At 62.0% G+C, this 9,258-nt stretch carries 9 protein-coding genes; 5 read left to right on the forward strand and 4 right to left on the reverse strand.

Annotation, left to right across the window (positions count from 1 at the left end; genetic code table 11):
- Positions 1-12 precede the first annotated feature (12 nt).
- The gene (locus tag IAE39_RS06320; protein ID WP_201200396.1) at positions 13-426 is read right to left on the reverse strand and encodes a PA0061/PA0062 family lipoprotein; all 414 of its coding nucleotides are present in this window, start codon (positions 424-426) and stop codon (positions 13-15) included.
- Positions 427-481: 55 nt separating this feature from the next.
- Positions 482-895, reverse strand: a complete 414-nt coding sequence (locus tag IAE39_RS06325; RefSeq protein ID WP_201200398.1) for a PA0061/PA0062 family lipoprotein — start codon at positions 893-895, stop codon at positions 482-484.
- Positions 896-980: 85 nt separating this feature from the next.
- Here IAE39_RS06325 and IAE39_RS06330 point away from each other — a divergent pair, with 85 nt between their 5' ends.
- Complete coding sequence (locus tag IAE39_RS06330) at positions 981-2,054, forward strand: aminopeptidase (protein WP_201200400.1); 1,074 nt, start codon at positions 981-983, stop codon at positions 2,052-2,054.
- Positions 2,055-2,177: 123 nt separating this feature from the next.
- On the opposite strand, the gene IAE39_RS06335 is transcribed toward IAE39_RS06330, so the two are convergent.
- Together IAE39_RS06335 and IAE39_RS06340 are read right to left on the reverse strand one after the other, a co-directional pair.
- Positions 2,178-2,828 (reverse strand): HAD family hydrolase, encoded by a 651-nt coding sequence (locus IAE39_RS06335; protein ID WP_201200402.1) that lies wholly within the window; start codon positions 2,826-2,828, stop codon positions 2,178-2,180.
- A gap of 114 nt (positions 2,829-2,942) precedes the next feature.
- Positions 2,943-3,491, reverse strand: a complete 549-nt coding sequence (locus IAE39_RS06340) for a gamma carbonic anhydrase family protein (protein WP_004575263.1) — start codon at positions 3,489-3,491, stop codon at positions 2,943-2,945.
- A 66-nt stretch (positions 3,492-3,557) separates the two neighbouring features.
- Here IAE39_RS06340 and prlC point away from each other — a divergent pair, with 66 nt between their 5' ends.
- The 4 genes from prlC (at position 3,558) to IAE39_RS06360 (ending at position 9,164) form a co-directional block, all read left to right on the forward strand.
- Positions 3,558-5,645: an oligopeptidase A gene (prlC, locus tag IAE39_RS06345; protein ID WP_201200403.1), complete on the forward strand. Its 2,088-nt coding sequence runs from the start codon at positions 3,558-3,560 to the stop codon at positions 5,643-5,645.
- Entirely contained in the window at positions 5,642-5,923 is a 282-nt protein-coding gene (locus IAE39_RS06350) for a YheV family putative zinc ribbon protein (protein ID WP_085621407.1), read from the forward strand. Before prlC ends, IAE39_RS06350 begins: the two co-directional genes overlap by 4 nt.
- Before the next feature lie 111 nt (positions 5,924-6,034).
- Entirely contained in the window at positions 6,035-8,029 is a 1,995-nt protein-coding gene (locus tag IAE39_RS06355) for a M3 family metallopeptidase (protein ID WP_201200405.1), read from the forward strand.
- Positions 8,030-8,105: 76 nt separating this feature from the next.
- On the forward strand, positions 8,106-9,164 hold the full coding sequence (locus tag IAE39_RS06360) for a PA0069 family radical SAM protein (RefSeq protein WP_201200407.1): 1,059 nt from the start codon (positions 8,106-8,108) through the stop codon (positions 9,162-9,164).
- Positions 9,165-9,258 lie beyond the last annotated feature (94 nt).

Consider the following 9,258-nt stretch of genomic DNA (forward strand, 5'->3'; position numbering starts at 1 on the left):
GCGGCCCCAAAGTCACGGAATGCAGAACACGTTGCTAGGCTCGTTCACCAGCACTTTGCGGTTGGCGTCATACAGCAACACTTGCGGCTCCATCACCGGCGCCCGCGCCTCCAGGCGATAACGCTCGCCAGCCTTGAAGTCATCAAAGCGCACGGTCAGGTAACAGGTACGGTCGCGCGGCTCGGTCATGGTGCCGCCTGAGTAGATTTCATAATCAAAGCGCACCACCAATTCGTGCTTGCCCGGCGTTACCTGAAAGTAACGGCCGTCTTCCAGGCGCTTGCCGTCCAGGCGGTCGGCCATGATCACCCGGCCTGGGGTCATGGTGTAGAGGTCGACCCAGGCCTGCTTGGGGTCGACGGGCGGCAAGGGGCTGGCGCAAGCCCCCAGTGCACTGAGGGCGATCAGCATCATGGGCTGGCGCATGGCAAAACTCCCACTTGCGAGTTACACGCTACAAGCATAGCGCCGTTTGCGCGTTTCAGGTGCGCTGGCAACCCGCCGGCAGGCCTTGGCCGAGTAGTTTTTGCTGATGGTCGTACAGTTTGATCCAGGGACGGAAGCCGATACTGCCGGCCTGCAGCTGGTAACGCTGCCCGGCGCTGAAATCCTTGAAGGTCAGCTTTACCTGGCAATCGCGCCACAGCGGCGCGTCGACCGGGCCGATATTGCTGGGGGTAACCGGGAACTGGTAACGCACGGTCAGCTCGTGGCTGCCGGGTTGTACTTCGAAGTAACGGCTGTCGACCCAGTCGCGCTCATCCACCTGCACGGCGTCAAGCGAAGTGTTGTCGTAGGGGGTGAGGTCGATCCAGGCCTGGTTCGGGTCCGGGTCTGGCAACGTCGAACAGGCAGATATCAGCAACAGTGAACCGGCGACCAACAATGCACGCATGGCGAAACTCCCCCTTGGCGAGATAGTCTTGGAGCGAATCGGCCTTGAGCGAGTCAGACAGTCCCGGATGCTTCGACTTTTTCTTATGCAGCGCTCAGGCCCTGGGGCACTCGACCGCGTTTTCACCCGTTTGGTTCCGCTGCTGGCAGCGCTTCTGCTGAACGGTTGCAGCAGTGCTGCCTACTATGGGCAACTGGCCGAGGGCCAATGGCAACTGCTACGGGCACGCCAGCCGGTGGAGCAGGTAGTGGCCGACCCCGCCACCCCGGCGCCCTTGCGCGCGCACCTGCAACAGGCCGAACAGGCGCGCGTGTTTGCCAGCCAGCACCTGAAACTGCCCGACAACCGCAGCTACCGCGTGTACGCCGACCTTGGCCGCCCCTACGTGGTGTGGAATGTGTTTGCCACGCCGGAACTTTCGTTGCAGCCGGTGACGCATTGCTTCCCGATTGCCGGTTGCGTGGCGTACCGCGGCTACTACCGGCAAGGCGCTGCACGTGGTGCGGCGGCACTGATGCGCCAGGACGGGCTGGATGTGTATGTCGGTGGGGTGGAAGCCTATTCGACCCTGGGCTGGTTTGATGACCCGATCTTGTCGTCGATGGTGGGTTGGGGCGACGAGCGCCTGGCGACGTTGATCTTCCACGAGCTGGCCCACCAGCGCTTTTATGTGCAGGACGACACCGAGTTCAACGAGTCGTTTGCCTCGTTTGTCGAGCAGGAAGGCACGCGGCAATGGCGTGTGGCGCGCGGGCTGGCACCGGCTGGCGAGGACCAGGGGCAGCAGCGTGAGCAGTTCATCCGCCTGGTATTGGCCAGCCGTGAGCGGTTGCAGGCGATTTATGCCGGGCCGCTGGATGATGCGCACAAGCGCCAGGCCAAGCGGGCGGAGTTCGAGCGGCTGAGGCAGGCGTACCGGCAGGTTCGGGATGGTCAGTGGGGCGGGGACAAGCGCTATGACGCCTGGGTGTATGGGCCAATGAACAATGCCAAGTTGTTGCCGTTTGGGTTGTATGACCAGTGGGTGCCGGCGTTTGCGGCGGTGTTCAGGGAGGTTGGCGGGGATTGGGGGCGGTTTTATGAGCGGGTTGAGCAACTGAGAAGGTTGCCGGTCGCTGAAAGGAAGGCGGCATTGCAGAGGTTGATGGTTAACTTGTGAGATTTTGGGGCCGCTTTGCGGCCCATCGCGACGCAAGGCCGCTCCTACAAAGGCCCTGCATACGCTGGAAAATGTAGGAGCGGCCTTGTGTCGCGATGGGCTGCAAAGCAGCCCCAAAGGCCCTCAAGCCTTGATAAATGCCTGATGCATCTCGGCCAAGGTCGCAAAGTGGAACGCCGGCGCTTCGGCCATCAACTCCTCCTGGCTACCAAACCCATACCCCACCGCCACGGCCTGCAAGCCATTGCTGCGCGCGCCGATCAGGTCATGCTTGCGGTCACCGATCATCAGCGTCTGCGCCGGGTCCAGCCCTTCTTCGTCCAGTAAATGGCGAATCAGCTCGACCTTGTTGGTACGCGTGCCGTCCAGCTCGCTGCCGTAGATCACCTTGAAGTGGTGGTCGAAGGCGAAGTGGCGGGCGATTTCTCGGGCGAATTCCCAAGGCTTGGAGGTGGCGATGTACAGCGTGCGGCCCTGGCCATTGAGGGCTGCAAGCAGCTCCGGTACGCCGGCGAAAACCAGGTTTTCGTAGAGGCCGGTCACCCGGAAGCGCTCGCGATAGAAGTTGACCGCTTCCCAGGCCTTGGCTTCGTCGAAGCTGTAGAACTGCATGAAGGCCTGCAGCAGCGGTGGGCCGATGAAGTGTTCGAGGCGGGCCAGGTCCGGCTCGTCGATGCCCAGCTTGGCCAGGGCATACTGGATCGAGCGGGTGATGCCCAGGCGCGGGTCGGTCAGGGTGCCGTCGAGGTCGAACAGGATGTTTTGCTGGTGCATGTACGGGGTTCCACTTGAGTACTGTGTGGTCTTCTTCGCGGGTGAACCCGCTCCCACAGGGATATCACAGGGGCATACATAGGCCTGTGGGAGCGGGCGAGCCCGCGAATACGGTCATTCAGGTTGGTCGTAGCCTTCGGCCAGATGCTGGTCCTTGAGCTTCACATAATTGCCCGCGCTGTAGGAAAAGAACGCGCGCTCCTTGTCGTTCAGCAACCGGGCCTGTTTCACCGGGCTGCCCATGTACAGGTAGCCACTGACCAGGCGCTTGCCGGGCGGCACCAGGCTGCCGGCGCCAATGATCACTTCGTCCTCGACGATGGCGCCGTCCATGATGGTGCTGCCCATGCCAACCAGAATGCGGTTGCCCAGGGTACAGCCATGCAGCATCACCTTGTGGCCGATGGTCACTTCGTCACCGATGATCAGCGGGAAACCGTCGGGGTTGAACGGGCCGGCGTGGGTGATGTGCAGCACACTGCCATCCTGCACGCTGGTGCGCGCGCCAATGCGGATGCGGTGCATGTCGCCGCGTACCACGGTCAGTGGCCAGACCGAGCTGTCTTCGCCGATTTCCACGTCGCCCAGCACCACCGCCGAACGGTCGACGAATGCCCTGGGCCCCACTTTCGGAGTGTGTTGCTGGAAGCTGCGAATGGCCATGATAGCGTCTCTCATCTATGCCGATAGGCAGGCTGCCTGCTGCGGTCGGCGTCGATTGTAATTAAGATGGGGCAGTGTTTCTTCTGCCAAGGTATCCGAACCGTGAGTGCGAACAACCCGCTTCTGCAGCCATACGATCTGCCGCCCTTCTCGCAAATCCGTGCCGAACACGTGTTGCCGGCGATCGAAGCGATCCTGGCCGACAACCGTAAAGCCATTGCCGAGATCCTCGAAAAGCAGGGCAAAAACCCTACCTGGGCCGGCCTGGTGCTGGCCATGGACGAACTGAACGACCGCCTGGGCGCCGCCTGGAGCCCGGTCAGCCACCTCAATGCGGTGTGCAACAGCGTCGAGCTGCGCGAGGCGTACGAGTCGTGCCTGCCGGCATTGAGCGCCTACTCTACCGAACTGGGCCAGAACCGTGCGCTGTTCGAGGCTTATCAGGCGCTGATCGCCAGCCCTGAGGCAGCCAGCTTCGACGTGGCGCAAAAGACTATCCTCGAGCACGCCCTGCGTGACTTCCGCCTGTCGGGTATCGACCTGCCGGCGGACCAGCAGCAGCGCTATGCTGAAGTGCAAAGCAAGCTCAGCGAGCTGGGCAGCCGTTTCTCCAACCAGTTGCTCGACGCCACCCAGGCCTGGACCAAGCACGTTACCGACGAAGCTGCACTGGCCGGCCTGACCGATTCGGCCAAGGCGCAGATGGCTGCTGCGGCCCAGGCCAAAGGCCTCGACGGCTGGCTGATCACCCTGGAATTCCCCAGCTACTACGCCGTCATGACCTACGCCAGCGACCGCGCCCTGCGCGAAGAGCTGTACGCGGCCTACTGCACCCGTGCTTCGGACCAGGGCCCGAACGCCGGCCAGAACGACAACGGCCCGGTGATGCAGGAAATCCTCGGCCTGCGCCAGGAACTGGCCGGGCTGCTGGGCTACAAGAACTACGCCGAGCTGAGTCTGGCGACCAAGATGGCCGAGTCCAGCGACCAGGTGCTGAGCTTCCTGCGTGACCTGGCCAAGCGCTCCAAGCCGTTCGCCGCCCAGGACCTGCAGCAGCTCAAGGCCTACGCCGCCGAGCAGGGCACCCCTGAGTTGGCCAGCTGGGACGCCGGCTACTTTGGCGAAAAGCTGCGCGAGCAGCGTTACAGCGTGTCGCAGGAAGCCCTGCGCGCCTACTTCCCGATCGACAAGGTGCTGGGCGGCCTGTTCAGCATCGTGCAGCGCCTGTACGGCATCGAAATCGCCGAACTGAAAGGCTTCGACAGCTGGCACCCCGATGTGCGCCTGTTCGAGATCAAGGAAAACGGCCAGCACGTCGGCCGCTTCTTCTTCGACCTGTATGCCCGCGCCAACAAGCGTGGCGGTGCCTGGATGGACGGTGCCCGCGACCGTCGCCGCACGGCTGGCGGCCAGCTGCAGAGCCCGGTGGCCAACCTGGTGTGCAACTTCACCCCGGCCGCGCCTGGCAAACCGGCGCTGCTGACCCACGATGAAGTCACCACGCTGTTCCACGAATTTGGCCATGGCCTGCACCACATGCTGACCCGCATCGAGCATGCCGGGGTTTCCGGTATCAACGGCGTGGCCTGGGATGCGGTGGAGCTGCCAAGCCAGTTCATGGAAAACTGGTGCTGGGAGCCGGAAGGCCTGGCGCTGATCTCCGGCCATTATGAAACCGGTGCGGCCCTGCCCCAGGACCTGCTGGACAAGATGCTGGCGGCGAAGAACTTCCAGTCGGGCATGATGATGGTGCGCCAGCTGGAGTTCTCGCTGTTCGACTTCGAACTGCATGCCAGCCATGGCGACGGCCGCAGCGTGCTGCAGGTGCTCGAAGGCGTGCGCGACGAGGTATCGGTCATGCGCCCACCGGCGTACAACCGCTTCCCCAACAGCTTCGCGCACATCTTTGCCGGCGGTTACGCGGCGGGCTACTACAGCTACAAATGGGCCGAAGTGCTGTCGGCCGACGCCTTCTCGCGCTTCGAGGAAGAAGGCGTGCTGAACGCCGAAACCGGTCGCGCCTTCCGTGAGGCGATCCTGGCCCGTGGCGGTTCGCGCGAGCCGATGGAGCTGTTCGTCGACTTCCGTGGCCGTGAGCCTTCCATCGATGCATTGCTGCGCCACAGTGGCCTGACCGAGGCTGCGGCGGCATGAGTGAGGTAGCCGTGAACAAGACCAAGAAACGCTTCATTGCCGGGGCTGTGTGCCCGGCGTGCAGCGAGCCCGACAAGCTGATGATGTGGAACGAAGACGGCGTACCACACCGTGAGTGCGTAGCCTGTGGCTTTACCGATACCCTCAACGAACAGGGCTTGTCGGTGCCGAAGGAACTCGGTACCCGGGTCAACCATCTTGAACCGAAAGCCGCACCGGCCAAGGTGCAGACGGTGCAGTTCTTCCCTAACCCTAAGTTGAAGAAACCGGCTGAATAAAGCCGTTGTGGCACCCGGGCAGGCATGCCCGGGTGGTACATAGTCAGTCCGTCCTCATCCTGCTGGCCATGCAAGCTTGCCTGCTCTTCAATACGAGCAAGGTATTACGTCATGGGCAACCCGCTGCTGCAAAAAAGCTATATCCCCATCGATTACCCGGCGATCACCCTTGAAAATATGCAAGTAGCCTTTGATCAAGTGCTGTTGGCGCATGAGCAAGGTATCGAGCGCATCCTCATTGATCAGCATGCCATGCCGACTTGGGACGACATGGTGCTGGCAGTGGACGAACTGGATGCCCGCTTGCAGACCGTGGTGTTTGCCGCCCTCCCGTTGGTCGCCAAGGATGAGAACTGGACCCGCGCAATCATGGCTTGTTACGCCAGGTTGATAGCGCGGTTCGAACAAAAACTGTCGGATGCCAGGCTGCAACGCTTGTACCAGCGCTTGGCTGACAGTGATATTGGCAAAAACCTGGATGCCCACCAGCGTGCCACCTTGCATTGGTACCTGAAAACTTTCTCCGCCAGCGGTGCACTGCTTGACGCGGCTGGCAAGGTGCAGCTGGCTGAATTGAATACGCAGATTGGCACTGCAAACGAAGTGTTCCGCAGAAACGTCAACCGGCCAGGGCTGATTATTGTCGATGACAGTGAGCTGGCCGGCATACCCCAGCGTGTACGCGATGAACTGGCAACTCGTGCCCGGGACGAGGGGCAGCAGGGCTGGCTGGTTGCCTGTGAAAGCGTGGCCACCGAGGCCGTGCTCGAACATGCTGAAAACCGTCAGTTGCGAGAGCGCGTGTACCGGGCTTATCACACACGAGGCGTCAGCCCTGATCCGCAATTCGACAATGGCTCTCACCTTCAACGCCTTGCACAGTTGCGCGATGAGAAAGCCCACTTGCTTGGTTTCGCCAGCCATATGGCGCTGAGCCTTCAGGCCAAGAGTGCCGGCTCGGTGGAGCAGGTGCGCGACTTTCTTCATGACCTTGCCGCGCAGGTACGCCCGGCGATGGTGCAATTGCGTTCGGGTGTCGAGCGCCAGGCAGCAGCCAAGGGCTTGGGCAATGTCCAGCCATGGGACGTCGATTACCTGCAGGCGCCCTCGTCTACCGATCTCTCCCCCGAGGCATTGCGTGACTACTTCCCGTTGAACGCGGTCGTTAGCGCTTTGCAGGACTTGGCAAATTCACTGTTTGGCGTGGTACTCCAGCCCAAAGCGCTGCCCACCTGGGATGACAGCGTGCAAACGTTCGAGGTGTGGCAGGACCACGCACTGATCGGGTACCTGTACCTGGATGCCGTGCAACATACCGGCAAGCAGGCAGACGCAGTGATGACCAGCTACATATGCAACCGTCGGGTCGATGCCGAAGGTGTCTATCAGCTTGCCTCGGTGGTGGTTTTCAGTGACGTGCCACAAGCGCCGCTGGGAGAGCAGCCGTTGCTTGACCATTTGTCCTTGCGCAAGCTGTATCACGAGTTCGGCCACGCGCTGCATCACTTGCTGGTGCGTACCACGAATCATGTCTTGTCCAACGTGACCGCACTCGGCACCGACGGTGTGGAACTGTTCGGTAAGCTGTTCGAGCGCTGGGTGTGGGATGCGGACTACCTGGTGGCGATCTCGTCGCAACGGCACGACGCAAGCCAGCTCGCACTTTCGCAAGCGCAGGCGTGCCTGGAACGGTTGCGGCAGAAGGGCGTACAGGAGACCGCAAGGGAACTGAGCCTGGCGTTGTTCGACATGGACTTGCACGCTACGCCGAACGATGGTCGGTCCCTCGAGCAGCGTCTGAGTGATGCTCGGGAACGTTGCGGTTACTGGCCACTGGCCGACTTCGAGCGCCCGGCGCATGCTTTCGACCACCTGGTGAATAACTACGATGCAGGCTATTACGCGTACCTCTGGTCGGATGTGAACGCTTTCGACCTGTTTACCCGCTTCGAGGCCGCAGGGCTATTGGACCGGACCACTGGCCGAGCGCTGCAGGAGGCGCTGTTCGCCCCAGGAGCATCGCGCCCTTTGCGCGAAGGCATCGAGGCGTTTCTGGGGCGGCAAGTGAGCCATACGCCTTACCTGCGTTGGCATGGCCTGGCATGAAGGTCTGCTGACCAGAGGTGCTGGATAGTTTCTGGCTTGCACGTTACTGTATATAAATACAGTGATGAGGTAAGCCATGAATCCTCCAGCAGCGCAAAAGGGCCGTGGCACTGCGCACAACCCGCATAATCGCTTCGCCCCGAACCACTCGGTGGCGGAAGATGATGGCTGGTATCAGGAGGTACCGCGAAGCCAAGGTACTGAAGTGCGGCTTGAAACAGCCAAATCGGTGATCAGCCGCAACACTTCACCCGACCTACCCTTCGATCGTTCGATCAACCCCTACCGTGGCTGCGAGCATGGCTGCATTTACTGCTATGCCCGCCCTTCCCATGCCTATTGGGATCTGTCTCCCGGCCTGGATTTTGAAACCAAGCTGATTGCCAAGACCAACGCCGCCGAGGTGCTCGCGCAGCAGTTGAGCAAACCAGGGTATGTGTGTGCGCCAATCAACCTGGGCTCCAATACCGATCCGTATCAGCCGATCGAGCGGGATCAACTGCTGACACGGCGCCTGCTTGAAGTGCTGCTGCGCTTTCGTCACCCGGTGACCATTGTTACCAAAGGGGCGTTGATCCTGCGCGACCTTGATTTGCTCGCCGAGATGGCCCGCCAGCGCCTGGCACGGGTGATGATCAGCCTGACTACGCTGGACGATGACCTCAAGCGCGTGCTCGAACCCCGGGCAGCCTCGCCCGGTGCGAGGTTGCGGGCAATCCGCGTGTTGCGCGAAGCGGGTGTGCCGGTGGGTGTGTTGTGCTCGCCGATGATTCCTATGATCAACGACAGTGAACTGGAGCGCCTGCTCGAGGCGGCCAAGGAGGCCGGTGCGCAAAGTGCGGCGTACATGATGCTGCGCCTGCCGCTGGAGGTGGCACCGTTGTTCGAGCAGTGGTTGCAGGACCATTACCCGCAGCGGGCGGCGCATGTGTTGAGCCTGATCCGCCAGAGCCGCGGGGGTGAGCTGTATGACAGCCGCTTTGGCACACGCATGCGCGGTGAAGGGGTGTTTGCCGAGTTGCTGGCGCAGCGCTTTGCCAAGGCCATGAAACGCCTGGAGTTCGAGGGGCGGGAAGCGCAGGCGCTGGATTGCTCGGCGTTCTGCCCACCGGGTGGGCAGCTGGCGCTGTTCTGATATTCAAATGGTGTTAGGGCCCAGTGTAGGAGCGGGGGTTTTTGTGGGGGGGGGGGGGGGGGGGGGGGGGGGGGGGGGGGGGGGGGGGGGGGGG

The organism is Pseudomonas sp. S37, from assembly GCF_016658545.1.
Classification (GTDB): domain Bacteria; phylum Pseudomonadota; class Gammaproteobacteria; order Pseudomonadales; family Pseudomonadaceae; genus Aquipseudomonas.

Excerpts from the sequence above, each read along its gene's own strand:
- IAE39_RS06320 (WP_201200396.1), bottom strand. The coding sequence starts at position 426 with ATGCGCCAGCCCATGATGCTGATCGCCCTCAGTGCACTGGGGGCTTGC.
- IAE39_RS06325 (WP_201200398.1), bottom strand. The coding sequence starts at position 895 with ATGCGTGCATTGTTGGTCGCCGGTTCACTGTTGCTGATATCTGCCTGT.
- IAE39_RS06330 (WP_201200400.1), top strand. The coding sequence starts at position 981 with ATGCAGCGCTCAGGCCCTGGGGCACTCGACCGCGTTTTCACCCGTTTG.
- IAE39_RS06335 (WP_201200402.1), bottom strand. The coding sequence starts at position 2,828 with ATGCACCAGCAAAACATCCTGTTCGACCTCGACGGCACCCTGACCGAC.
- IAE39_RS06340 (WP_004575263.1), bottom strand. The coding sequence starts at position 3,491 with ATGGCCATTCGCAGCTTCCAGCAACACACTCCGAAAGTGGGGCCCAGG.
- prlC (WP_201200403.1), top strand. The coding sequence starts at position 3,558 with ATGGGGCAGTGTTTCTTCTGCCAAGGTATCCGAACCGTGAGTGCGAAC.
- IAE39_RS06350 (WP_085621407.1), top strand. The coding sequence starts at position 5,642 with ATGAGTGAGGTAGCCGTGAACAAGACCAAGAAACGCTTCATTGCCGGG.
- IAE39_RS06355 (WP_201200405.1), top strand. The coding sequence starts at position 6,035 with ATGGGCAACCCGCTGCTGCAAAAAAGCTATATCCCCATCGATTACCCG.
- IAE39_RS06360 (WP_201200407.1), top strand. The coding sequence starts at position 8,106 with ATGAATCCTCCAGCAGCGCAAAAGGGCCGTGGCACTGCGCACAACCCG.